The 24,156-nt window shown below is 69.0% G+C and carries 20 protein-coding genes and 1 tRNA gene; 14 read left to right on the forward strand and 7 right to left on the reverse strand.

The genetic code is table 11. From position 1 onward, the window contains the following. The first annotated feature begins 203 nt into the window (after window positions 1-203). From AC1DFU_RS24540 to AC1DFU_RS24550, 3 genes are all read left to right on the forward strand, one after another. Complete coding sequence (locus tag AC1DFU_RS24540; RefSeq protein WP_092300276.1) at window positions 204-2,312, forward strand: UvrD-helicase domain-containing protein; 2,109 nt, start codon at window positions 204-206, stop codon at window positions 2,310-2,312. 349 nt (window positions 2,313-2,661) lie between these two features. Continuing rightward, window positions 2,662-3,393, forward strand: coding sequence for a response regulator (locus AC1DFU_RS24545; protein WP_092300273.1), 732 nt, complete (start codon window positions 2,662-2,664; stop codon window positions 3,391-3,393). Window positions 3,394-3,453: 60 nt separating this feature from the next. Next, window positions 3,454-4,650 (forward strand): ATP-binding protein, encoded by a 1,197-nt coding sequence (locus AC1DFU_RS24550; protein ID WP_441593519.1) that lies wholly within the window; start codon window positions 3,454-3,456, stop codon window positions 4,648-4,650. A gap of 24 nt (window positions 4,651-4,674) precedes the next feature. Here the strand turns inward: AC1DFU_RS24550 and AC1DFU_RS24555 are convergent, their stop codons facing one another. Continuing rightward, window positions 4,675-5,835, reverse strand: coding sequence for an ABC transporter substrate-binding protein (locus tag AC1DFU_RS24555; RefSeq protein ID WP_441593520.1), 1,161 nt, complete (start codon window positions 5,833-5,835; stop codon window positions 4,675-4,677). Between the two features lie 200 nt (window positions 5,836-6,035). Between AC1DFU_RS24555 and hemN the strand changes: the two genes are divergently transcribed. Then, window positions 6,036-7,475, forward strand: coding sequence for an oxygen-independent coproporphyrinogen III oxidase (gene hemN, locus AC1DFU_RS24560; RefSeq protein ID WP_441593521.1), 1,440 nt, complete (start codon window positions 6,036-6,038; stop codon window positions 7,473-7,475). 116 nt (window positions 7,476-7,591) lie between these two features. Here the strand turns inward: hemN and AC1DFU_RS24565 are convergent, their stop codons facing one another. Next, window positions 7,592-8,503, reverse strand: a complete 912-nt coding sequence (locus AC1DFU_RS24565) for a c-type cytochrome (RefSeq protein WP_441593522.1) — start codon at window positions 8,501-8,503, stop codon at window positions 7,592-7,594. Window positions 8,504-8,826: 323 nt separating this feature from the next. On the opposite strand from AC1DFU_RS24565, the gene AC1DFU_RS24570 reads away from it, so the two are divergent. Continuing rightward, window positions 8,827-8,902: transfer RNA gene (locus AC1DFU_RS24570), tRNA-Arg, on the forward strand. 111 nt (window positions 8,903-9,013) lie between these two features. On the opposite strand, the gene AC1DFU_RS24575 is transcribed toward AC1DFU_RS24570, so the two are convergent. Beyond that, on the reverse strand, window positions 9,014-9,925 hold the full coding sequence (locus AC1DFU_RS24575; RefSeq protein WP_441593523.1) for an SDR family oxidoreductase: 912 nt from the start codon (window positions 9,923-9,925) through the stop codon (window positions 9,014-9,016). 238 nt (window positions 9,926-10,163) lie between these two features. Here AC1DFU_RS24575 and AC1DFU_RS24580 point away from each other — a divergent pair, with 238 nt between their 5' ends. The 5 genes from AC1DFU_RS24580 (at window position 10,164) to AC1DFU_RS24600 (ending at window position 18,022) form a co-directional block, all read left to right on the forward strand. Continuing rightward, the gene (locus AC1DFU_RS24580; protein ID WP_092300258.1) at window positions 10,164-11,555 is read left to right on the forward strand and encodes an FAD-binding oxidoreductase; all 1,392 of its coding nucleotides are present in this window, start codon (window positions 10,164-10,166) and stop codon (window positions 11,553-11,555) included. 71 nt (window positions 11,556-11,626) lie between these two features. Continuing rightward, the gene (gene arfB, locus AC1DFU_RS24585) at window positions 11,627-12,031 is read left to right on the forward strand and encodes an alternative ribosome rescue aminoacyl-tRNA hydrolase ArfB (RefSeq protein WP_441593524.1); all 405 of its coding nucleotides are present in this window, start codon (window positions 11,627-11,629) and stop codon (window positions 12,029-12,031) included. Window positions 12,032-12,217: 186 nt separating this feature from the next. Further along, window positions 12,218-15,421 carry a bifunctional cytochrome P450/NADPH--P450 reductase gene (locus AC1DFU_RS24590; protein ID WP_441593525.1) on the forward strand — a complete coding sequence of 1,068 codons (3,204 nt, stop codon included), beginning with the start codon at window positions 12,218-12,220 and terminating at the stop codon, window positions 15,419-15,421. A 300-nt stretch (window positions 15,422-15,721) separates the two neighbouring features. Further along, the gene (locus AC1DFU_RS24595) at window positions 15,722-16,933 is read left to right on the forward strand and encodes an MFS transporter (protein ID WP_092300253.1); all 1,212 of its coding nucleotides are present in this window, start codon (window positions 15,722-15,724) and stop codon (window positions 16,931-16,933) included. Between the two features lie 63 nt (window positions 16,934-16,996). Beyond that, on the forward strand, window positions 16,997-18,022 hold the full coding sequence (locus tag AC1DFU_RS24600) for a GlxA family transcriptional regulator (RefSeq protein WP_092300250.1): 1,026 nt from the start codon (window positions 16,997-16,999) through the stop codon (window positions 18,020-18,022). 27 nt (window positions 18,023-18,049) lie between these two features. Here AC1DFU_RS24600 and htpX read toward each other — a convergent pair whose 3' ends face one another. Then, window positions 18,050-18,928 (reverse strand): protease HtpX, encoded by an 879-nt coding sequence (htpX, locus tag AC1DFU_RS24605; protein WP_092300247.1) that lies wholly within the window; start codon window positions 18,926-18,928, stop codon window positions 18,050-18,052. Between the two features lie 120 nt (window positions 18,929-19,048). Beyond that, window positions 19,049-19,384, reverse strand: coding sequence for a hypothetical protein (locus AC1DFU_RS24610; RefSeq protein WP_092300244.1), 336 nt, complete (start codon window positions 19,382-19,384; stop codon window positions 19,049-19,051). A gap of 176 nt (window positions 19,385-19,560) precedes the next feature. On the opposite strand from AC1DFU_RS24610, the gene AC1DFU_RS24615 reads away from it, so the two are divergent. The 4 genes from AC1DFU_RS24615 to AC1DFU_RS24630 all read left to right on the forward strand — a co-directional run bounded on the left by AC1DFU_RS24615 (window position 19,561) and on the right by AC1DFU_RS24630 (window position 21,478). Then, window positions 19,561-19,995 (forward strand): Cd(II)/Pb(II)-responsive transcriptional regulator, encoded by a 435-nt coding sequence (locus tag AC1DFU_RS24615; protein ID WP_092300241.1) that lies wholly within the window; start codon window positions 19,561-19,563, stop codon window positions 19,993-19,995. 125 nt (window positions 19,996-20,120) lie between these two features. Then, window positions 20,121-20,267, forward strand: coding sequence for a hypothetical protein (locus tag AC1DFU_RS24620; RefSeq protein WP_177220001.1), 147 nt, complete (start codon window positions 20,121-20,123; stop codon window positions 20,265-20,267). Between the two features lie 163 nt (window positions 20,268-20,430). Further along, on the forward strand, window positions 20,431-20,859 hold the full coding sequence (rnk, locus tag AC1DFU_RS24625; RefSeq protein ID WP_092300238.1) for a nucleoside diphosphate kinase regulator: 429 nt from the start codon (window positions 20,431-20,433) through the stop codon (window positions 20,857-20,859). A gap of 265 nt (window positions 20,860-21,124) precedes the next feature. Next, window positions 21,125-21,478 carry a hypothetical protein gene (locus AC1DFU_RS24630; protein ID WP_092300235.1) on the forward strand — a complete coding sequence of 118 codons (354 nt, stop codon included), beginning with the start codon at window positions 21,125-21,127 and terminating at the stop codon, window positions 21,476-21,478. Window positions 21,479-21,624: 146 nt separating this feature from the next. Here the strand turns inward: AC1DFU_RS24630 and ypfJ are convergent, their stop codons facing one another. Continuing rightward, the gene (gene ypfJ / locus AC1DFU_RS24635; protein WP_092300232.1) at window positions 21,625-22,509 is read right to left on the reverse strand and encodes a KPN_02809 family neutral zinc metallopeptidase; all 885 of its coding nucleotides are present in this window, start codon (window positions 22,507-22,509) and stop codon (window positions 21,625-21,627) included. Between the two features lie 135 nt (window positions 22,510-22,644). Further along, the gene (pyk, locus tag AC1DFU_RS24640) at window positions 22,645-24,129 is read right to left on the reverse strand and encodes a pyruvate kinase (protein WP_092300229.1); all 1,485 of its coding nucleotides are present in this window, start codon (window positions 24,127-24,129) and stop codon (window positions 22,645-22,647) included. Between the last annotated feature and the right edge of the window lie 27 nt (window positions 24,130-24,156).

Raw genomic sequence — 24,156 nt, forward strand, 5'->3', positions numbered from 1 at the left:
TCCCGCATGACCGTATGAGGCAATCTCCATGCCCCCGATGTCCCCTCGGACGTCACTTTTACGAAGTGTTACCGCGATGAAACACTGGTAGCACTCGCGTCCTTGATGTCCGTCATCAGGCACCGGCGCAGGCCACCCTGCGTGTTAACATCGACGCCTTTCGCGCGCCCGCCAAGCGTGCGCCATCCGGCACCCGCCCACCTATGACCCACGGACTCAACGCCGCCCAATCCGAAGCCGTTCGCTATCTGGACGGGCCCTGCCTCGTCCTCGCGGGCGCCGGGTCCGGCAAGACGCGCGTCATCACGCAAAAGATCGCCCACCTGATCGAGGACAAGGGCTTCGAGCCGCGTCACATCGCCGCCGTCACCTTCACGAACAAGGCGGCGAAAGAGATGCAGGAGCGCATCGGCAAGCTGATGGAGGGCAAGACCACGCGCGAGGGCAAGCGGATTCCGCTCAAGCAGCTCACCGTCTGTACCTTCCACTCGCTCGGCGTGCAGATTTTGCGGATGGAGGCGGAGCACGTCGGCCTGAAGCCGCAGTTCTCGATCATGGATTCGGACGACTGCTTCGGACTGGTGCAGGAGCAGCTCGCCACCACGGACAAGAAGCTGATCCGTAGCGTGCAGGGCACGATCTCGCTGTGGAAGAACGGCATGATCGATCCGGAGACCGCGCTGGCCCAGGCCGCCAATGCCGACGAGCACCAGGCCGCCATGGTCTACCGCAATTACGTGGCCACGCTGCACGCCTACCAGGCGGTGGATTTCGACGACCTGATCCGCCTGCCCGCCGAGCTGTTCGCGCGCGACGAGGCCGTGCGCCTGAAATGGCAGAACCGCCTGCGCTACTTCCTCGTCGACGAATACCAGGACACCAACGCCTGCCAGTACGCGCTGCTCAAGCTGCTGGCCGGCGGCTCGCACCTGCGCGCGCCGGCGTTCACGGCCGTGGGCGACGACGACCAGGCCATCTACGGCTGGCGCGGCGCCACGCTGGACAACCTGCGCGGCCTGCAGACCGATTTCCCGGACCTCAAGGTCGTCAAGCTCGAACAGAACTACCGCTCGACGGTGCGCATCCTGGAGGCGGCCAACGCGGTCATCGCCAACAATCCCAAGCTGTTCGACAAGAAGCTGTGGTCGGAGCACGGCATGGGCGACCCCATCGCCATCCATCCGATGAACGACGAGGAGCACGAGGCCGAGTCCGTGGTGTTCCGCCTGTCCGCCCACAAGTTCGAGCGCCGCGCGCAGTTCCGCGACTACGCCATCCTGTATCGCGGTAACCATCAGGCGCGGCTGTTCGAGCAGATCCTGCGGCGCGAGCGGATTCCGTACGTGCTGTCCGGCGGCCAGAGCTTCTTCGACAAGGCGGAGATCAAGGACATCTGCGCCTACCTGCGGCTGATCGCCAATCCGGACGACGATCCCGCGTTCATCCGCGCCATCACCACGCCCAAGCGCGGCGTGGGCAACACCACGCTGGAGGCGCTCGGCACGTTCGCGGGGCAGGCCAAGGTGTCGCTGTTCGAGGCCGCCATGATGGGCGGCATCGAAGGCAAGCTCCAGCCGCGCCAGCTGGAGCCGCTGCGCGTGTTCTGCGAGTCGATGGTGCGCCTGGCGGACCGCGCCAAGACCGATCCGGCCACCGTGCTGCTCGACGACATGATGGCCGGCATCCACTATGAATCGTACTTGTACGATACCTTCGACGAGCGCCAGGCCCAGTCGCGCTGGACCAATACGCTTGAATTCCTCGACTGGCTCAAGCGCAAGGGCACGCGCCCGGAACCCGAGGCCGGGGAGGGCGAGGCCACCGGCTTCGACAACGCCGACGGCTTTGGCGACGAAGGCAAGAACCTGCTCGAACTGACACAGACCGTGGCGCTGATGAGCATGCTCGAAGGCCGCGAGGAAGACCCGGACGCGGTGCGGCTCTCCACGCTCCACGCGTCCAAGGGCCTCGAATATCCGCACGTGTTCCTGGTGGGCGTGGAGGAGGGCATCCTGCCCCACGCGCGCGAGGACGAAGACATGAGCGACGAGAAGATCGAGGAAGAGCGCCGGCTGATGTACGTTGGCATCACCCGCGCCCAGCGCAGCCTCCAGATCAGCTGGTGCAAGAAGCGCAAACGCGCCCGGGACACCTACTCCTGCGAACCCTCGCGCTTCATCGCCGAAATGAAACTCGAAGAAGCGCCGGCTCCCGTCGACGAGACCCCGGCCATGAGCCCCAAGGACCGGCTGGCCAATCTCAAGGCGCTGCTGGGTACGCCGGGCGCACCCGGCAAGCCGGTGACGGGTTGAGTCGCATCCCCTACCAAGCATCACGGCCGATACAAGGCAGACAAGACCGCGCGCCTCGCGCTTTCTAATATGGCGACGCGTCAGACGCCTCGGCGACTGGCGCCGTGCCGCGCCTGCCCTTCGGTTAGCGGTGCGGCTGGGTACGCTTGCGTGCCTGGCTCTTCCCTGTTGAACGCTCCCGGCGCGGCAGTGCCGGGGGCGTCGTTTTGTCAGGCGAAGTTATCCACAGCGCACGTATCGAACCTGATACAAAGCCGCCACAGCGCGAATATTGCAAACTGGTACAGTTGACCGCCGGTCGTTGCGCAGGCCCTCGCCCGCCGGCGTTTCCCATCCCTCCCGCTTTGCCATGGACCTCACTCCCGCCTTGCCTACCCGCCTGCTGATCGTCGACGACGATCCCCAGATCCGCGCCATGCTGGCCGAATACCTGGCCACGTTCGGCATGGCGGCCGATGGGGCCGAAGGCGGGGCGTCGATGCGCACGGCCATGGCGCAGCATCACTATGACCTGGTCATCCTGGACCTCTCGCTGCCCGGCGAGAACGGCCTGACGCTGTGTCGCGAGATCCGCGAGCGCACGGACATCCCCGTAATCATGCTGACCGCCCGCGCCGAACTGGCCGACCGTGTGGTCGGACTCGAGGTGGGGGCGGACGACTACGTGACCAAGCCGTTCGAGATGCGTGAACTGGTGGCGCGCATCCACACGGTGCTGCGGCGCAGCCGGGCCGATGTGCGTCGTTCAGCACCTACCCCGGCGGGGCACGAGGTCAAGTTTGGCGCGTGGCGGCTCAACACCACGCTGCGCCAGTTGCTCGACGAGGAAGACACGGTCGTGCCGCTGTCGAACGCCGAGTTCCGCCTGTTGCTGACCTTCATCGAGCACCCGAACCGCGTGCTGGATCGCGAACTGCTCATCAACCAGGCACGCGGTCGCGACCTCGACGTGTTCGATCGCAGCATCGACCTGCTGGTCTCGCGCCTGCGCCAGAAACTGCGCGACGATCCGCGCGACTCGGCGCTGATCCGCACGGTGCGGGGCGAGGGCTACGTCTTCACGGTCAACGTGGATTCCTGACGCATGGCCGCGTCCCCCCCGCCGCCGAACGCCACCGCCGGCGTCCGGACAGACCCCACCATGCGGCGCCACCTTTTCGATTCGATGTTCCTGCGGCTGTTCCTGGTCATGGCCGCGATCATGGTGGCCGTGCACGTGCTTGGCGTGACCGTCATCGAGGGCCTGTTCCCGCGCCCCGGCTCGCCGCGCTGGGAGGAACGCATGCGCGAGGCGGCCTCGGAGGCCGCCGCCGCCGGCAAGCCATTCCACCGCCCCCAGCCGTCGCAGCGCGGCCCGCGTTTCGAGGAAGACGAGGAGGCGGGCGAGGGCGGCCCGGCCGGGGAGCGCGGCATGTTCCGTCCCGGCCATCCCGACCGGCGCGGGGAGCCGCCCGGACCGCAGCGCCACTTCCCCCCCTGGCACGGACTCTGGCCCCTGCATCCTGGCCTGATCTTCCAGTTCATCGCCATCGTGATTTCGTCGTGGGTGGGCGCGCGATTGCTCGCGCGGCCGGTGCAGCGGCTGGCCACCGGTGCGAACCGGCTGGCCCAGGATGTGCACGCCCCGCCACTCGACGATGATGCGGGTCCGGCCGAAGCGCGCGCCGCCACCAAGGCGCTGAACCTGATGCAGCAACGCATCCGCACGCAGCTGGCGCAGCAGTCGCGCTTCCTGGCGGCGGTCTCGCACGACCTGCGCACGCCGCTCACGCGCATGAGCCTGCGCATCGAGCGCATCGAGGACAACGACGTGCGCTACCGCCTGCGGCAGGATCTGGCCGAGATGAACGGGCTGATCGACGCCACGCTCTATTACCTGCGTGACCGCGACGACGGCACCGGCCCGCGCCAGCGCGTGGACGTGCAGGCGCTGCTCCAGGCCATCGTCGACGATGCCGAGGAACTGGGGCAGGACGTGCGGCTCTCCGGCACCGCCGCGCCGCTGCTGGCCTACCCGGCGGAGTTGCGCCGCGCCGTGGTCAACCTCGTCGAGAACGCGCACCGCTACGGCGGCGCCGCGCATATCGTGCTGACGGACAGCCCCGAGCGCGTGCAGATCGACGTCTGCGACAACGGCCCCGGCATTCCGCCGGCCGAGTTGCAGCGCGTGCTGGAGCCGTTCTATCGCGTGGAGTCGTCGCGCAGCCGGGCTACCGGCGGCGTGGGGATGGGGCTGTCGATTGCCGCCGATATCGTCAATCGCCATGGCGGCGAGCTGACGCTGGACAACCGTGTCGAAGGCGGCCTGCGCGTGCGCATCACGCTGCCGCGCGACTAACTAATAGATATAGCGGCGCGCGGGTCAGGCGCGCTGCGGCACGCCCGACTTGCCGATCGGCGCCAGTTGCACGTACTGAGAGCCGCGCAGCCCGCGCGTGAAGTCGAGCGTGAAATCGCCCACATCGATGCGCGACTGCAGCGCGCGGCGCAATTCCAGCGCACCCGGCGCCTTGGCCGCGCCGGCAGCGCGCACCAGCCAGGCGGCGCCAATGTAGCCGGCCAGCGTGGCCGGGGAGGGCGGTTCGTCGAGGTACTGCTTCATCCGCGCCACGTGTTCCTTGACCACGCGCAGCGTGGATTCCTGCGGGCCGGGCGCCACCTGCGTGACCACCACGCCCCCCGCGTAGTTGCCGCCGAGAATCTCGCGCGCCGAGGCCGGGCTCACGGCCGACAATCCCACCAGAAAACCGTACCAACCCTGCGAGGCCAGCGCGCGGCCAAGGCCGCCGTAGGCAAGCGTGTCGCCGGCCACGATGACCGCGCCGGGCCGCGTCGCGGCGATGCGGCGCGCGCCGTCATCGACACTGCCGGTCAGCGTCACGGCGCGCGTACCGAGGTCGCGCTCCATCCGATCGAGCCACGGCGAGCCCGCCGCGAGCGTGCCGGCGGCGAAGTCGGGCGACACGGCCAGGACGATGTTCTTGAGGCCGTAGCTGCGCAGCTGCCGCACGGCGGCGTCCAGCTCGGCCTGATAGTCGGCGCGCGTGAACCAGATGTTGTCGGCGGCAAGCGAAAGCCCGGAGAGCGGGGCGACGATCTGCACGCCGCGCCGGCTCAGTTCGGACGACGTGGCCAGCGCGGGCAGCAGGGTGTCGCCGGGGCCGAACAGCACGTCGATATGGTCCGACTCGGCCATGCCGATGGCCTGCGAGGTGCCGATGCGCGGGCTGGCATCGGCATCCCGCACCACGTGTACGATGCGCGGCCCCTGACCCGAGGCGTTCGCCGCATCGAACAGCACCTTGGCGCCGGCCAGGTAGTCGCGCGCCAGATCCGCTTGCGGCCCCACGCGGTCCAGCAGATGGCCGACCACCAGCGTGCGGCGCTGCGAGGAGGGCTGCGGTTGCGGCTGGGCGAAGGCGGCCGGTGCCGCGAGCATCGCGGCCAGCGTGCCGAACGACCGGAGCATGCGGCGGCGCGCCGGCGCGGCGGGCGACATCGTTCTGGGCGAGGCTGGGCGCATGGTCGGCGGGCGTTGGAATCGGGTGGAGGAGGGGACGGCGGGCAGAGCCTATCGGCCGTTCGTGACGCTCGGATGACGCCAACGCCCCACGGTGGCGGGGCTGCGGGCGCAAGCGCGGCGTGCGCTTGATGCGCGTCAAGGTGAGCGACGGCGCAGGGGCATAGCATCGTGACCATCTTCGCCCGCAAAAAGAGCGCACCATGTCCGCCCCCACCCTCCCCAGCATGCCTGCCGCCACGGCGTTCGACCGCCGCGCACTGGCCGACTTCCGCAGCCTGGCCGGCCGCATCGACGGCAACGGCCCCCGCTACACCTCCTACCCCACCGCCGACCGCTTCGACGCCGAAGTGGACGACGCCCGCTACCTCGCCGCGCTCGACGCCTGCCGCGCCGACTCCCCCGCGCCGCTCTCGCTCTACCTGCACATCCCGTTCTGCGAGAACATCTGCTACTACTGCGGCTGCAACAAGATCATCACCAAGGACCACGCCCGCAGCGCGCGCTACGTTGACTATCTCGCCCGGGAAATGGCAATGGTTGCCGGCCGGCTCGGCGAGCGCCGCGCGGTCATGCAATCGCACTGGGGCGGCGGCACGCCGACCTTCCTCGACCCCGACGAAATGCGTCGCGTAATGGCGGCGCTGACGCAACACTTCCACCTGCTGCCCGAGGGCGAGCACGCCATCGAGATCGATCCGCGCCGCGTGACCGATGCGCGCATGGCGCTGCTGGCGGAACTCGGCTTCAACCGGATCAGCCTCGGCGTGCAGGACTTCGACCCGGAGGTGCAGGAGGCAATCCATCGCGTGCAGTCCTATGAGGAAACGCGCGATGTGGTGCTGGCGGCGCGCCGGCTCGGCTTCCGCTCGGTCAGCATGGACCTCATCTACGGGCTGCCGCACCAGACCACCGAACGCTTCGCAGCAACCATCGACCGCGTGCTGACGCTGCGGCCGGATCGGCTCTCGGTCTACAGCTACGCGCACCTGCCGCATGTGTTCAAGCCGCAGCGGCGCATCGACGAGGCGGCGCTGCCGCCCGCCGGCGAGAAGCTCGACATCCTGGTGTCCACGATCGAGCGCCTGACCGCCGCCGGCTATGTCTATATCGGCATGGATCATTTCGCGCTGCCGGACGACGACCTCGCCATCGCCCAGCAGGCCGGGCGGCTGCAACGCAACTTCCAGGGCTACGCCACCCACGCGGGGCACGATCAACTGGGCTTCGGCGTCTCGGCGATTGGCGCGGTGGCCGGCCACTACGCGCAGAACGCGCGCACCACGGACGAGTACTACGACGCGCTGGACGCCGGCCGGCTGCCGGTGGCGCGCGGCTTCGGCATGTCCGCCGATGACCATCTGCGCAAGGCGATCATCGGCGCGCTGATGTGTCACGGCACTTTGGACATTGCGGCGGTGGAGGCGGCGCACGGCATCGACTTCGCCCGAACCTTCGCGCCGGAATTCGCCGGGCTGGACGCGCTGGCGGCAGAGGGGTTGCTGCGGCGCGACGCGTCGCGGATCGACATCACCCCGCTGGGCCGGCTGCTGGTGCGCCGCGTGGCGATGGTGTTCGACCGCTACCTGCGCCAGGACGGCGCGCGCGAGGTGCCGCTGGTGCGCTATTCACGCGTGGTCTGACCCGCTGCCTATATATATATCTAGTGGGGCGCCGGCCCCATCGACCCCATCGAAACAAAAAAGCCCGCGAGGATCGTCGCGGGCTTTTTTGCGCGGACTGAAAGGTGCGCTTGGCGTTACTTCGCAGCGTTGACCATGTAGTCGGCGGCGGCGATCACGTCGGCGTCGGCGCCGGCATAGCCACCCTTGGGCGGCATCACGCCCTTGCCCTTGAGCGCGAAGTTGTGGACGGCGTCCATGCCTTCCTTGATGCGCGGTGCCCAGGCGGCCTTGTCGCCGAACTTCGGCGCACCAGCCACACCGGCGGCGTGGCAGGCGGCGCAAACCTGGTCATAGACCTTCTTGCCGGTTTCGGCCGATGCAGCGGCCGGGGCGGCAGCCGCCGCAGCAACGGGTGCGGCGGCAGCGGGTGCCGGTGCAGCCGCCGCCGGGGCAGCTGGCGCGGCAGGAACCGCCGGGGCCGCGGCCTGTGCGTCAGGCGCCGAAGCCGCAGCCTGGGCCGGTGCCGCCTGGGCAGGCGCGGGCGGTTCCGGGAACTTGGCGCCGCCGGCGTCGGCCAGGTGCACCACGGCACGGGCCAGTTCGTAGTCGGTGTAGTCGTCCGGCGAGGTGCCGGCGCGGGGGGGCATCGCGCCCTTGCCGTTCATCACGGACTTCAGCAGGCCGTCAAAGCCCTGGCCGATTCGCGCGGTCCAGTCGCCGGGTGTGCCGTGCTTGGGCGCTCCGGCCGCACCGGTGGCGTGGCAGGCGGCGCAGACTTCCTTGTAGACCTGCTCGCCGGTCTTGAAGACGCGCGGCGCGTTCGGGTCCTTGATTTCCAGGGAAGCGACGGGTTGGATGCGATGGTTGACGGCTTCGGCCGTCTGGGTGGAGCCGGCGCCCTCGTGGGTGCCGTGACCAACAAAACTAACCAACAGGACGATCACGAGAATCGGCACCACGAAGGCGGCGATCACGACAGCGATCAGTTGTTTCGGGGTCTTGATGGGAGACTCGTGGTGGTCGTTTTCTTGGTGGACGTCACTCATACAGAACTCTCGATTTTGCAGKGAAACCTAGTGCAGCGCGTTGGGGGCGGCTTGCTTTGTTGGCCCTTGTCGGGGATGGGTCTGTTTTCGCCTTTCGGCTATCTGCGTCCGGGCCATGTCTCGTGTCCCGGGTACGTCTCGTTTCGACGCAAATAGCTGGCGATTATAGACCCAAGCCGTGGCGTCCGGGGCCAAAAGCGGCGGCTGCGAGACCTGCCGGAACCCTTCCCGGCGCAACCCGCATGGACGCCGCCCGACAAACGAGGTATCCTATGCGACTTTCCGACGCCGGCCCTCGTCCGACGTCAATCGCAGCTCACATCGCGCCCGTAGCTCAATGGATAGAGTACTGCCCTCCGAAGGCAGGGGTTGCTGGTTCGATCCCAGCCGGGCGCACCAATAGACTGGCTTGCAGTCAGTCCACGCTAGTCAATCCCGCACACGCGAATTTCCAACAGTTTGTGGTCCGAAGCCAGGTCGACTTCCGAGCAGCGGACGCTTGCGCCCGTCTCACCGATACCCCGTGATATCCGCCGGCTTGCCCGCATCGACCACTTCGGTCATGTAGCGCCAGGCGTCGGGCTGGCTGCCGTCGAGGTCGGTGAAGCCGTAGACCTGCGCCAGTTGGCCGCTGGATAGCGTCTGGCCGTTCCAGCGGGCCAGCTCGGGGTCGGCGGCGAGGGCTGCCACGGCGCGGCCTACGTAGGCGGGGGTTTCGGAGATTGCGAAATGGGGTTGCCGTGCGGTGGCGTCGCGCCAGTTGGCCTCGGTGACGCCGTAGGCGTCCAGCATGGCCTCGGCGCGCAGCCAGCCCGGCGTCAGTGCCACGGCGGTGGCGCCGTACGGCCCCAGTTCATGCGCGAGGGCGAAGGCCATGCGCAGCACGCTGGCCTTCGCCAGATCGTAGAAGAACGACACGCGGTAGTTGGTGGCGTTGTAGGCCGCGGTGCCGTCGGTCACTTCCACCACCAGCCCACCCGGCGATTCGATCAGTAGCGGGATCGCAAAATGGCTGGTAATCGCATGGGTATGCACGCCCAGTTCGAGCGTGCGCAGGCCAATGTCGAGCGACGATTCCCACACGGTCTTATTCCACTCCATGACCGTGGCGCCCCAAATGTCGTTGACGAGGATGTGCAGCGCGCCGTGGTCGGCGCGGATGCGGTTCACCAGCGCGCTGACCTGGGATGGCACCGTGTGATCCACCCGCACGGCGATGCCCCGGCCGCCTGCCGCCGACACCAATTCGGCAGTTTCCTCGATGGTCTCCGGGCGATCCATCTCGGAGCGCTGTGCGCGCGTGGAACGCCCGGTCACGTAGACCGTGGCCCCGGCCGCCCCCAGTTGCACGGCGATGCCGCGTCCGGCGCCACGGGTGGCACCGGCCACCAGCGCGACGCGGTCTCTGAGCGGAGCAGTCATGGGAACGATGCTAGGCAACGGGCGCGCGTGCCGCAAGGTACGCCGCCGCGCGCGAGGCGTCTCCGGCGCCGCCTCACCGCTGTAACCGATCGGTCGATTTCCGGCCCCCGGCGCACGCGGCGCGACCCGGCGGTAGCCGGCAGGCCAGCGTGGATGCCCCCTCCGCGATTGTGGCGCGCGCCTTGCAAGGAGAAGAGGTTCCGTCGCCCGCATCGCGCACACCGTGGAGGAAACCGCCATGCCAACCCTGACCCCTGCCCATCTCGACATGCTGCGCCAGTCCGTGCGCGGCAAGGTCCTGCTGCCCGCCGACCCCGGCTACGACACGGCCCGCACCGTCTGGAACGCCACCGTGGACAAGCGGCCGGCCGTGATCGTGCAGTGCACGGGCACCGCCGACGTGATCCAGGCCGTCAACTTCGCGCGGGACCGGGGCCTGGTGCTGGCCGTGCGCGGCGGCGGACACAATATCGCAGGCAGTGCGATCTGCGCCGACGGGCTGGTCATCGACCTCTCCGCGCACCGCAGCGTCCAGATCGATCCCAAGGAAAAAGTGGCCTGGGTCAGCGGCGGCGCCTTGCTGGCCGATTTCGACCACGAGGCGCAGGCGCTCGGGCTGGCCACGCCGCTCGGCATCAACTCCACCACCGGCGTGGCCGGGCTGACGCTCGGCGGCGGGTTCGGCTGGCTGACGCGCCAGTACGGCATGACTGTGGATAACCTGCTCGGCTGCGAGGTCGTCACCGCCGATGGCCAGCGCCGCTGGGCCAGCGCCACCGAGGAGCCCGACCTGTTCTGGGCCTTGCGCGGTGGCGGCGGCAACTTCGGCGTGGTCACGCTGTTCCAGTTCAAGCTGCACGATGTCGGGCCGATGGTCACCACCGGGCTGCTCGTCTTCCCGGCCGCCGAGGGCAAGTCGGTGCTGCGCCAGTACCGCACCTTCGCGGAAAACACGATGCCGGACGACCTGAACGTGTGGGTCGTGCTGCGCAAGGCGCCGCCGCTGCCGTTCCTGCCTTCCTCCGCGCATGGCAGCGACGTGGTGATCCTGGCCGTGTTCTACAACGGCGATCCCGACAAGGCCGACGCGGCCATCGCCCCCCTGCGCCAGTTCGGCCAGACCGTGGGCGAGCACGTGGGGCCGGCGCCGTACGCAGCGTGGCAGCAGGCGTTCGATCCGCTGCTCGGCCCGGGCGCGCGCAACTATTGGAAATCGCACAATTTCTCGCGCCTGGACGACGCCGCCATCGACGCGATGACGGACTTCGCGCTGCGCCTGCCGTCGCCGCTGGCCGACATCTTCATCGGCCAGGTGGGCGGGGTGGCCAACCGCGTGGCGCCCGATGCCACCGCCTACGCGCACCGCGACGCCCGCTACGTGATGAACGTGCACGCGCGCTGGGAGCGCAATGACGAGGACAACGCCTGCATCGCCTGGGCGCGCGACTTCTTCCGCGCGACCGAGCCGTACGCCACGGGCAGCGTCTACGTGAACTTCCTGACCGAGGAGGAAACCGCGCGCGTGGGCGCCGCCTATGGGCCGAACTACGACCGGCTGGCGCGCATCAAGCGTCAATACGATCCGCACAACCTGTTCTGCACGAACCAGAACATCGCCCCGGCGCCGTAGCGGCATTGCCCGACTGTGGCGGACACGTTCCGCCACACATCGCCGGCGCATGCGTTGCTATGATGGCGGCCATGGCCGGCGACTTCCTCATCCCTCATCACGAATACGAGATCACCGCGATCCGCGCCCAGGGCGCGGGCGGGCAGAACATCAACAAGGTGTCCAACGCGGTGCACCTGCGCTACGACGTACGCACGGCGTCGCTGGCGGCCGACCACAAGGAGCGGCTGCTGGCCCTGCACGACCACCGCATCACCCGCGACGGCGTGATCGTCATCAAGGCGCAGCAGCACCGCAGCCTGGAGATGAACCGCGAGGAAGCGGTTCGGCGCCTGCACGAGCTGGTGGAGAGCGTGGCCACGCCGCCGCGCACCCGGCGCGCCACGCGGCCCACGCTGGCATCGCGCAAGCGGCGCATCGAGGCCAAGACCCAGCGCGGCCAGATCAAGGCGCTGCGCGCGCGGGTGGTCGATTAGTCGTTAGTCACCCAGTCAACGCCAGTCACCGATCGGTCACTTTATTCGAACGTTTATTTCAAACGCACGGCGGATGCCTCGCGGCGGCGGGAATTGGAGGGCATGCTCGGTGTCCGCGCGTTGACTTCGCCCCCGAAACTCGGCGATTGTCTACGGCAGCCACGATCAGCCCCCACAGCCGCCCCCATGTCCATCGTCCAGCCCGCCGTTGCCCTCCAGCCCATTCCGCGCGACCCGGGCTGGCCCATCGTCGGCAATCTGTTCCAGATCACGCCGGGCGAGGTCGGGCAGCATCTGCTGGCGCGCAGCCGACACCATGACGGCATCTTCGAGCTGGACTTCGCGGGGCGGCGCGTGCCGTTCGTGTCGTCCGTGGCGCTGGCCAGCGAGCTGTGCGACGCCACGCGCTTCCGCAAGATCATCGGCCCGCCGCTTTCCTACCTGCGCGACATGGCCGGCGACGGCCTGTTCACCGCGCACAGCGACGAGCCGAACTGGGGCTGCGCCCACCGCATCCTGATGCCGGCGTTCAGCCAGCGCGCGATGAAGGGCTATTTCGACGTGATGCTGCGCGTGGCCAATCGCCTCGTGGACAAATGGGACCGTCAGGGCCCGGACGCCGATATCGCCGTGGCCGACGACATGACCCGGCTCACGCTGGACACCATCGCGCTGTCCGGTTTCGGCTACGACTTCGACTCCTTTTCCAGCGAACGGCTAGACCCGTTCATCGTGGCGATGGTCGGCGCGCTGCAGGAGGCGATGAACAAGCTCACGCGGCTGCCGATCCAGGACCGCTTCAAGGGCCGCGCCCACCGCCAGTGCGCCGCGGACATCGCCTATATGCGCAACCTGGTGGACGATGTGATCCGCCAGCGCCGTGCCGCGCCCACCGCCGGCATGGACCTGCTGAACCTGATGCTGGAGGCGCGCGACCCCGAGACCGACCAACGCCTGGACGACGCGAACATCCGCAATCAGGTCATCACCTTCCTGATTGCCGGGCACGAGACCACCAGCGGCCTGCTGACCTTCGCGCTCTACGAACTGCTGCGCAACCCCGGCGTGCTGGCGCAGGCCTATGCGGAGGTGGACGCCGTGCTGCCCGGCGACGCCGCGCCGGTCTACGCCGATCTCGCCCGGATGCCCGTGCTGGACCGCGTGCTCAAGGAGACGCTGCGGCTCTGGCCGACCGCGCCGGCGTTCGCCGTGGCGCCGTTCGACGATGTGGTGATCGGCGGGCGCTACCACCTGCGCAAGGATCGGCGCATTTCGGTGGTGCTGACCGCGCTGCACCGGGACCCACAGGTGTGGGCCCACCCGGAGCGGTTCGATATCGACCGTTTCCTGCCCGAGCACGAGGCGCGGCTGCCGGCGCACGCCTACATGCCGTTCGGGCAGGGCGAGCGCGCGTGCATCGGCCGGCAGTTCGCGCTGACCGAGGCCAAGCTGGCGCTGGCGCTGATGCTGCGCCACTTCGCCTTCCACGATCCGTACGACTACCAGTTCAAGCTCAAGGAAACGCTGACGATCAAGCCCGACAACCTCGTGCTGCGCGCGCGGCGGCGCCGCCCGCACGAGCGCATCGCGGCCCAGCCAGTGGCGGCGGAGGCCACGCCCGCCGCGCAGGCCGAGGTACGCGGCCACGGGCAGGCGCTGACCGTGCTGTGCGCGTCGAGCCTGGGCACCGCGCGCGAGCTGGCCGAGCAGATCCACGCCGGGGCGGTGGGCGCCGGTTTCGCGGCGAAGCTGCAGGATCTCGACGACGTCGTCGGCGCGCTGCCGGCGTCGGGCATCGTGGTGATCGTCGCCGCTACCTACAACGGCCGCGCGCCGGACTCGGGCCGCCGCTTCGAGGCGATGCTGGACGCGCACGCGGCGGCCGGCTATCGCGCCGACGGCCTCCGGCTGGCGCTGCTCGGCTGTGGCAATTCCCAATGGGCGACCTATCAGGCGTTCCCGCGCCGCGTGTTCGACTTCTTCACGTCGGCTGGCGCCGTGCCGCTGCTGGCGCGTGGCGAAGCCGATGGCAACGGCGACTTCGACCAGTCCGCCGAACGCTGGCTGGGCCAGCTCTGGCAGGCCTTGCAGGCCGATGGCGTGGATCCGGGCGGGGCGGGCACGGGCGGCATCGTCGCGGAGGTCCGCAGTCTGGCGGCGATCCGCGCCGAGACGCTGCCGGCCGGGACGCTGGGCTGCACGGTCTTGTCGAATACCGAACTTGTGAACGATCCGAGCAGCCTGTGGGATTTCTCTCTTGAGGCGCCGCGCACCTCCACGCGCGACATCCGCCTGCAACTACCGCCCGGCGTGACCTACCAGACCGGCGATCACCTCGCCGTCTGGCCGCAAAACGACGCCGCGCTGGTGGAGGCGCTGTGCGAACGGCTCGACCTCGACGCGAACGCCATGGTCACGCTCTCCGCGCCGCAAGGCACCGGGCGGGGCCTGCCGATTGGCCAGCCGCTCCCGCTGCGGCAGTTGCTGACACACTTTGTTGAATTGCAGGACGTGGTTTCCCGGCAGACGCTGCGCGGGCTGATGCGCGCCACGCGCTGCCCGTTCACGCAGCAGGCGCTGGCAATGCTGGCCTCGGACGATGCCGAGCGCGGCTACGCGGCGCAGGTGGCGGCGCGGCGGCTGGGTCTGCTCGACGTGCTGGTGGCGCACCCGGCGATCACGCTGTCGCTGGAGGGCCTGCTCGGTTGCGTGGTGCCGATGCGGCCGCGTTTCTATTCGATTGCCTCGTCGCCGCTGGTGTCGCCGGACGTGGCGACGCTGCTGGTCGGCACGGTCTGGGCGCCGGCGCTGTCCGGGCGCGGGCAGTTCCGGGGCGTGGCCTCGACGTGGTTGCAGGGGCTGGCGCCGGGTGCGCGCGTCGCGGCGTCCATCCGCACCCCGAACCCGCCGTTCGCGCCCGAGGCCGACCCGCGCGTGCCGATGCTGCTGATCGGCCCGGGCACCGGCATCGCGCCGTTCCGGGGCTTTATCGAGGAACGGGCGGCGCAGCGCGCGGCGGGGCAGGCCGTGGCGCCGGTGCAACTCTACTTCGGCTGCCGCCATCCTTCGCACGACTGGCTCTACGGCGACGAGATCGCCGCCTGGGCCGGGCAGGGCGTGGCCGAGGTTCATGTCGCCTATTCGGTGGTACCGGAGGCGCCGCGCTATGTGCAGGATCTGCTCTGGCAACGGCGCGCCGCCGTCTGGGCGCAGATCGAAGCCGGCACCACGGTCTACGTCTGCGGCGACGGCCGACGCATGGCGCCGGCGGTACGCCAAACGCTGATCGACATCGGCACGCAGGTAGGCGGGATGGACGCCACGCAGGCGTCCGACTGGTTCGCCGGGCTGGTGGCGCAGGGGCGGTACCGGCAGGACGTGTTCAACTGACGGCGCGTATTGAGGCGCTGTCCCTCTCCCCCGGCCCCTCTCCCGCAAGCGGGCGAGGGGAGACCCCACTCGGTTTGCCAACCGGCCGTTGGCGATGGAGACCCCGCTCGGTTTGCCAATCGGCGAGGGAGACGACCCTTCGGTTTGCTCCCCTCTCCCTCTGGGAGAGGGGCCGGGGGAGAGGGCAGGCGCCTGCCGGAGCCCCACCGCTTCCTGGCAGAATTCGACGGATCATTGTCCGTCAGCCGCCCCGCGTCGCCCGTACGCTGGTAGCCATCCCCCTCTTATCCGGAGAATCCGATGGCTACCTCCGCCATGCGGCAGGCGCGCGTGCTGGCGCTGTGCCAGGCGCTTTACACCGCCGCGCTGTCCGTTGACCTGACGCTGACCGGGCTGGTCGGCTACACGCTCGCGCCGGACAAGGCGCTGGCCACCTTGCCGTTCGCGCTGATTACCGTGGCCTCGGCGCTGACCGCCATCGCCGCCGCATTCCTGATCGAGCGCTTTGGCCGCCGGCTGGCGTTCTCGCTCGGGGGGCTGGCCTGCGCGCTGGGCGGCGTGGTCTCGGTCTGGGCGATCTATACCCATCACTTCGTGTTGTTCTGCGTCGGCACGGCGCTGGTCGGCGTGTTCCAGGCGTTTGCGCGCTTCTACCGGCTCGCCGCCGCCGATGCCGCGCCCGCGCCGGACAAGCCGCGCGCCATCTCGGCCGTGCTCACCGGTGGCGTGGTCGCCGCCGTCTGCGGGCCGGCCATCGCCGCGTGGAGCGCGGACATGATGCAGCCGCTGCCGTTCGCGGGCTCGTACGCGGTGGTCGCCGTGTTCGGCGTGCTGACCATGCTGGTGCTGGCCTTCGCCTACCGCGAGCCGGCCTCGCTGGCCGCCGGCAGCGCCGCCAGCGATGGCCTGCCCGCGCGCCCGCTCGGCGAGATCGTGCGCCAGCCGATCTTCCTCGCCGCGTTCGCCAACAACGGCATCGGCAACGCGGTGATGATGTTCGTGATGACGGCCACGCCGATTGCCGCCGTGGCGTGCCAGCACACGATCACGCAGGGCGCGCAGATCATCGAATGGCACCTGGTCGGCATGTACGCGCCGTCGTTCTTCTCGGGCTGGCTGCTGCAACGCTTCGGCAATCCGGCGATGCTGGCCAGCGGCATTGCGCTGTCGGCGCTCGCGGCGGTGGTGGCACTGTGCTCGACCGCGCTGCCGGCCTTCTACCTCGCGCTGCTGTGCCTCGGCATCGGCTGGAATTTCATGTTCGTGGGCGGCACCACACTGCTGGCGGGCAGCTACCGCACCGCCGAGCGCGCGCGCACCCAGGCGACGGCCGAGTTTTCCGCCGCCGTGCTGACCGCGCTGGCCACGCTGGCGGCGGGGCAGGTGCTCTATCACTGGGGCTGGCAGGCCGTGAACCTGGCCGTACTGCCGGCGCTGGCGCTTGCGCTGGTCATCACGCTGCGCTGGCAGCGGCATGCGCGGCGGGTGGGGGCGATGGCGGCCCCGGCCTGATCGACAGCACGCGGCCCGGCGTATGATCGGGGCCACCTCATCCGTTCCCATCGCTCGATTCCCATGCCCACCGACCTCCATCTCATCGCCGCATCGCCCCGCGTGGTGGTGATCGTGGCGCCGGACCCGGCGCAGGAGCTTGACGTCACCGGGCCGACCGCCGTGTTCGGCGCGGCCAACAAGCTGTGCGGGCGGGCCGAGCCGTTCTACGACGTGCGCGTGGTCAGCGTCAGCGACGACGCCATCGTGCGCACCGAAAGCGGCGTGCGGATGCTGGCCGACGCGCCGTACCACCAGATCGCCGACGCCATCGGCCAGCCCATCGACACCCTGCTGATCTCGGGCGGCTCCGGCCACGCGGCGGCGTCTGACGACGCGCGGTTGATCGGCTGGATCCGCGAGCAGGCGCCCCGGGTGCGGCGGCTCGGCGCGGTCTGCACCGGCGCCTTCGTGCTCGCCCGCACCGGGCTGCTGGACGAAGCGCGCGTGACCACGCACTGGCGCCACGCGGACCGCCTGGCCACGCGCTACCCCCGGCTGACCGTCGATGCGGACCCGATCTGGATTCGCGCGGGCCGCTACTACACCTCGGCCGGCGTGACGGCGGGCATGGACCTGTCGCTGGCGCTGGTGGAGGAAGACCTCGGGTACGCGGTGTCGCTCGAAGTGGCGCGCGAACTCGTCCTGTTCCTGCGTCGACCGGGCAACCAGGCGCAGTTCTCCACCTCGCTGCGCGCGCAGGCGGCCGAGAGCGTGGAGTTGCGGGCCTTGCAGGGATGGATGGCGGATCACCTCGACCGCGACCTCTCGGTAGCCGTACTGGCCGAGCGGGTGGCGATGAGCCCGCGCAACTTCGCGCGCGTGTTCGCCAAGCAGGTGGGGGAGACTCCGGCGCGCTACGTGGAGCGGCTGCGGGTGGAGGCGGTGCGGCGGATGCTGGAGGCCAGCGACCGCCGGCTGGAGAGCATCGCCCACGCCACCGGCTTCGCCAACGCGGACGTCATGCGGCAGGCCTTCCTGCGGCATGTCCAGACCACGCCCGAACGCTACCGGGCGGCCTTCCGGGCGGAACGGGGCGCGGCGGCCTAGCGACCGCCGACCCGCGCCCTTATCCCATTAACGGCTGGATTGCAGCGCCGCGATGCGCTGTTCGATCGGCGGATGGCTCGAGAACATCGCCAGCCACTTGCGGCCGCCCGAGATCCCCATCGCCTGCATGTTCTGCGGCAGGCCATCGGCATCGAGGCCGCCCAGGCGGCGCAGCGCCGAGACCATCGGCGTGGGCGTGCCCATCAGGCCGGCCGCGCCTGCGTCCGCACGGAACTCGCGCTGGCGCGAGAACCACGCCACGATCACGCTGGCCAGGATGCCGAAGAGCAGCTCGCAGACCACCACGGTGATCATGTAGCCGATGCCGGGGCCGCTCGACTCCTCGTCGTTGCGGCGCAGCCACGAATCCACGAAGTAGCCGACCACGCGTGCCATGAAGATCACGAAGGTGTTCACCACGCCCTGGATCAGCGTCAGGGTGACCATGTCGCCATTGGCGATGTGGGCCACCTCGTGCGCCAGCACGGCTTCCACTTCGTCGTGGGACATCGACTGGAGCAGGCCGGTGGACACCGCCACCAGCGAGCTTTTTTTCGACGCGCCCGTGGCGAAGGCATTCGGCTCGCCGTCATAGATCGCCACTTCGGGCATCGGCAGGCCGGCCCGGGTGGCGAGTTTCTCGACGGTCTGCATCAGCCACAGCTCGGTGCTGGTGCTCGGATGGGTGATGATCTGGGCACCGACCGACCACTTGGCGATGGTCTTGGACATCAGCAGCGAGATGAACGAGCCGCCGAAGCCCATCAGCGCGGCGAACGCCAGCAGCATGCCGAGGTTGAGGCCGTTGGATGTCAGGTAGCGGTTCACGCCCAGCAGGCTGGCCGCGACGCTGAGGACGAGCATGACGGCGATGTTGGTCGCCAGGAACAGGAAAATACGTTTCATGGTGTGTGGGGCAAGGATAAAGACGCGGACGAGCCGCAGGCGCGCACGGCGCTGACTGGGCGCCGCACGACAAACGGAACGCGCACGGCCGGCCAGTGGCGGCCACGCGCGCAATGGGGATCAGCCGCGCGGCGGGCGCGGCAAGCGGGGAAGGTGGGGGTCCGGCAGCGTGATGCCGGCATAGCGCGGCAAGGCGCCGCGCACAGAGGGGGCGGCCACACGCGGCATCGGCGCGGGCAACAGCTGTTCGGCGAAGTCGGCGCCCGGCGGCGAGGGCTCGGCGCTATCGGCCGGCATCGGCAGGCCTGGCTCCGCCGGCGCGGCGAAGTCGGCCTGATCGGCCAGCACCGGGTCGGCGGCAATCATCACCGCCTGCATCGACGTCTCCACCTGGGCCACCGGCGTGCTGACGCCTGCCCAGGCCTGCAACGGCAGGAAGGCAAGCAGCACGATCATCAGCAGGAGCCGAAGCGGTTGCACGGAGCGGTGTGACGAGGGGGACGACATTGGCGTCGATTCTACCGCAGGGGGCTGGCGGCCGTTGCCCCGCAGCAAGCTGACGGCAAATCGCCTACACTCCCTCCGTAACCCTGTAATTGCTACAGGGATTTCCGAACCCGGAGAACCAGACCATGCGTATCGGCGAACTGTCCCGCCACAGCGGTTGCGACGTCGAGACCATCCGCTATTACGAGCGCGAGGGGTTGCTCGATGCCCCGCAGCGGGAAGACAACGGCTATCGCCGTTACGGCGACCCGCATCTCGTGCAGCTCAACTTCGTGCGCCATTGCCGTTCGCTGGGGATGAGCCTGTCCGATGTGCGCCGGCTGCGGGATTTCCAGCGCAATCCGTCGCTGGCGTGTGGCGATATCGACACGCTGCTCGACCGCCAGATCGACCAGATTCACGCCCAGCGTGTGGCGCTGGAAGCGCTGGAAGGGCAGTTGCGTGCGCTGCGGCATACCTGCGAGAACCCGAACCCGCATCCGGCCAGCGAGTGCGGCATTCTCCAGAACCTCCAGCAGGCAGCCGAAGGGGCGGCCTGCGAATGTCATCCACGGCATTGATGTGATGGGCTCCATTGCATAAGAGCGTATCAATGCGGCGCATAGGGTACACCCTCAGCCCGCGCCATCGGACGGCTGTGCTAGCATGGCCGTTCGTTTTCCCTGCATCTCAGATCATTCTCACGATGTCCCGTCATCTGCCGTTCACCGCATTCGCCATGGTCCGCTTCCAGCGGCCGGCGGGCGCGTGCGTGCGGGTGACGCGCATCGCCATGCGCAGCATCGACCGCCGGATCAACGCCCCGCTTGATCCCGCCCGGTTCCCGGCCTGACCGATCCCCACCAAGCGGGCCCGGCGCCGAACCGGGCCCGAGTCACCGCAGTTTCCATCCTGCCGGCGTCGCCCCATTGCGCCGGCCATTGAATTCCTGACACCCTGGCCGCCGCGCGCCTGAATCTGCGCTCGGCTGCCGCCTTGCGAGAGAGACCTTTGCCATGGCCAAGTCCAACGGCGTTTCCAGCAACGCCCCCACCCTGTACCTGACCGAACTGGACGTGACGCGCCTGGAAGGTATCGCCAGCCGCGCCGCCACCGCCGAACTCGACGAAATGCTGGACGCGCTGCTCACCCGCGCGGCCATCGTGCCGCCGGACGCGATCCCCAAGGACGTGGTGACGATGAACTCGCGCGTGGTCTGCGCACTGGAAGGGGAGCCGGCGCCGCGCGACTGGACGCTGGTCTATCCGGACGATGCCGACCTGGCCGGCGGCCGCCTCTCGGTGCTCTCCCCGGTGGGGCAGGCGCTGCTCGGCGCCCGCGCCGGCCAGACCGTGGACTACCGCCTGCCGGACGGCCGCCAGCAACGCGTGACCGTGCTGGAAGTGGCCTTCCAGCCCGAAGCCAGCGGCCAGTTCACGCTCTGATCTCGCGCTGATTCCCCCGGTCATCCGCCTGGATTGACCGGTCAACGCGGCTGGCACCCCGCCAGTCGCGCCCCCGCGGCCACCGTTCATCGGCAGGTCCAGCGTTTCACGGCGTGCAACGCACCATTCGTCGCAGCGGTATTTCTCGTTGGCGGCCGACCCACTAACCTTCACTCCGTGCTCAGATGGCAACGCAGATTGTTCATCCGGGCAGCAGTTCAGCTGTCTACATAAAAAAGCAGTGAATCAGTTGAAGGAGTCCCAGATGAACGCCAAACGTATCCTTGGCGGCGCCCTTGTGTTCGCCGCATTCGCAGCGTCAGCCGCGGCCATGGCCGCGCCGGCCGCCACCAGCAAGGCTGGTAAGTTCGACGTCTATGCCGATGCCTTGCGCACCGGCAGGTTCGATGTCTACACGGACGGTGCAAAAACCGGCCCGTTCGACACCTATACGGATGGCGCCCGCCAAGGCCCGTTCAACCCGTTCGGCGAAGGCACCCGGCAAGGCAAGTTCGACAGCTTCAGCGAAGGCAGCCGCACGTTCAGTGGAGAGATCTCCGCGACGCCGGTCGACAACTCGCGCAATGGCGACTTGTACGGCTACAACTATCGCGTCTGAACCTAGCTCGTCCTGACGGACAACGCGGCCACTTAGGTGGCCGCGACAGTTTTCTCTCCCACCTGCCCGGCCGACCTCCTCCTTCTCTCTCTCCGCCCGGCAGGTGATTTTTCCTTCCGCTGTTCCCGCCGTTCCCGCTCCCCCGCTTACAGCTTCTTCGCCGCAAACGTATCGCATTTGCGGATATCCCCCGTGGTCAGCCCCTGCCTGAGCCAGCGCACACGTTGTTCGCTCGTGCCGTGGGTGAACGCCTCCGGCACCACGTAGCCCTGCGCTTGCCGTTGCAGCCGGTCGTCACCAATCGCGGCGGCGGCTTTCAGTCCTTCCTCCACATCGCCCGGTTCCAGCAGTGCCTGATTGGCCTTTTGCGCCGTCGCGGCCCAGACGCCGGCCAGGCAGTCGGCCTGTAGCTCCAGACGCACGGATAGCTGGTTCGCCTGCGCCTCGCCCATGCGGCGGCGCGCGGCGTCCACCTTGGCGGACACCCCGAGCAGGTTCTGCACATGGTGGCCAATCTCGTGGGCAATCACGTACGCCTGGGCGAAGTCGCCGCTGGCGCCGAAGCGCTTGCGCAGCTCGTCATAGAAGGCCAGGTCGATATAGACCTTCTGGTCACCCGGGCAGTAGAACGGCCCCATCGCCGACTGACCGGTGCCGCACGCCGTGGGCGTGGCGCCCGAGAACAGCACCAGCGTGGGCGGCGCGTAGCGGCGGTTCAGGTCGGTTTCGAAGATGTGCTCCCATGTCCGCTCGGTATTGCCGAGCACCTTGCGCGTGAACACGGTGAGCTGGTCGGTGGCCGGCGGGCGGTGCGCCTGGGACTGCGGCGCCTGCTGCGGCTGGCCCTGGATGACCGAGGCGCCCTGGAAAATCACCGACGGATCGACCCCAAAGAAATACGAGGCGGCCAGCGCGATAACGATGGTGCCGATACCGATCGATTTGCCGCCGATGGGGAAGCCGCCGCCGCCAAATCCGCCGCCACGGCGGTCTTCCACATTCTGGCTTTCGGCTTCGTCGTCGAGACGCATGAGGGCTCCGTCATAGCTTGTAGATCGGCGGCCACGTGGGGCCGCCATATGTCGGAGCAGTATAGCAATGGCGCCCGACGGTAGATGTCAGCCATCCACCGTCAGGTACATCCCTTAGTGGCCCTCAGCGGGCCCTCAGACCGCCGCCGGCTGGCGCAGCGCGCCGCCGATGCCGAGGTCCGCGTCCAGGCTGCCCGCCACTTCGGTGCCGACTTCGGCCACGCGCAGCAGGTTGGTCGTGCCGCCCTGGCCGAACGGCATGCCGGCCGCAATGGTGATCTGGTCGCCCGGCGCCGCGTAGCCTTCCACCAGGGCCGCGCGGGAGGCGGCTTCCACCATCTCGTCCACGCTCTGCACATCCGGGCTGACCGTCGAATGGATCCCCCAGGCCATGGCCAGCCGCCGCGCAATCTCAAGATTCGGCGTGATGCTGACGATGGGCGCGCACGGCCGCTCGCGCGCGGCACGCAGCGCTGTGGCGCCGGACGACGTGTACGTCACCGTGGCCACCGCGCCGATGATCTGCGTGACCTCGCGCAGCGCCGCGCAGATCGCATCCTGGCGCGTGGAGAGCGGCGCCTCGTGCTGCGCATCGATCATATTGCGGTACAGCGGGTCCTGCTCCACCTCGGTGATGATGCGGTCCATCATCGATACCGCCGGTACCGGATGCCGGCCGTTGGCCGATTCGGCGGACAGCATCACGGCATCGGCGCCGTCGTAGATGGCGCTGGCCACGTCGGAGGCCTCGGCGCGCGTGGGCACCGGCGAGTCGATCATCGATTCCAGCATCTGCGTGGCGATGACGATGGGTTTGCCGAGCTGGCGGCAGATGCGCAGGATGCGCTTCTGCACGCCGGGCACGCGCTCGGGCGGCAGTTCCACGCCGAGGTCGCCGCGCGCCACCATCACCGCGTCGGACACGCGCACGATCTCTTCCAGCTGCTGCAAAGCCGCCGGCTTCTCGATCTTCGACAGCACGCCTGCGCGCGTGCCGATGATCTCGCGCGCCTCGGCGATGTCCGAGGGCCGCTGCACGAAGGACAGCGCGATCCAGTCCGCGCCCAGCTCCAACGCGAAGGCCAGGTCGCGGCGGTCCTTCTCGGTCAGCGCGGGGATGGGGATCACCGCGTCCGGCACGTTTACGCCCTTGCGGTCAGACAGCGTGCCGTTGTTGGCCACGCGCGTGGTGATGCTGCCGCTCGCCACGGCCACGATGTTCAGGCGCACCTTGCCGTCATCGATCAGCAGGGACTGCCCGGCACTGGCCGCGCGGAACAGCTCCGGGTGCGGCAGGTAGACGCGCGTGGCATCGCCGGGCGTGGGGTCGCTGTCCAGCACGAAGGTGTCGCCGGCCTTGACCGCCACCTTGCCCACCGCGAAGGGGCCGATGCGCAGCTTCGGGCCCTGCAGGTCGGCCAGGATGGCGATGGGGCGGCCGGTCTCGGCCTCCACCTGGCGCACGGCGTCGTAGCGCGCGCGATGGTCCTCGTGCGTGCCGTGGCTGAAGTTCAGCCGGAACACGTCTGCGCCGGCATCGAACAATTGGCGGATGACCGCGATGTCCGAGCTGGCGGGTCCGAGCGTAGCAACGATCTTGGCTTTGCGCTGGCGTCTCATGATGTCTCCTTCCTGTTTCCGTGGGGC

Source organism: Cupriavidus sp. 10L45 (genome assembly GCF_056395225.1).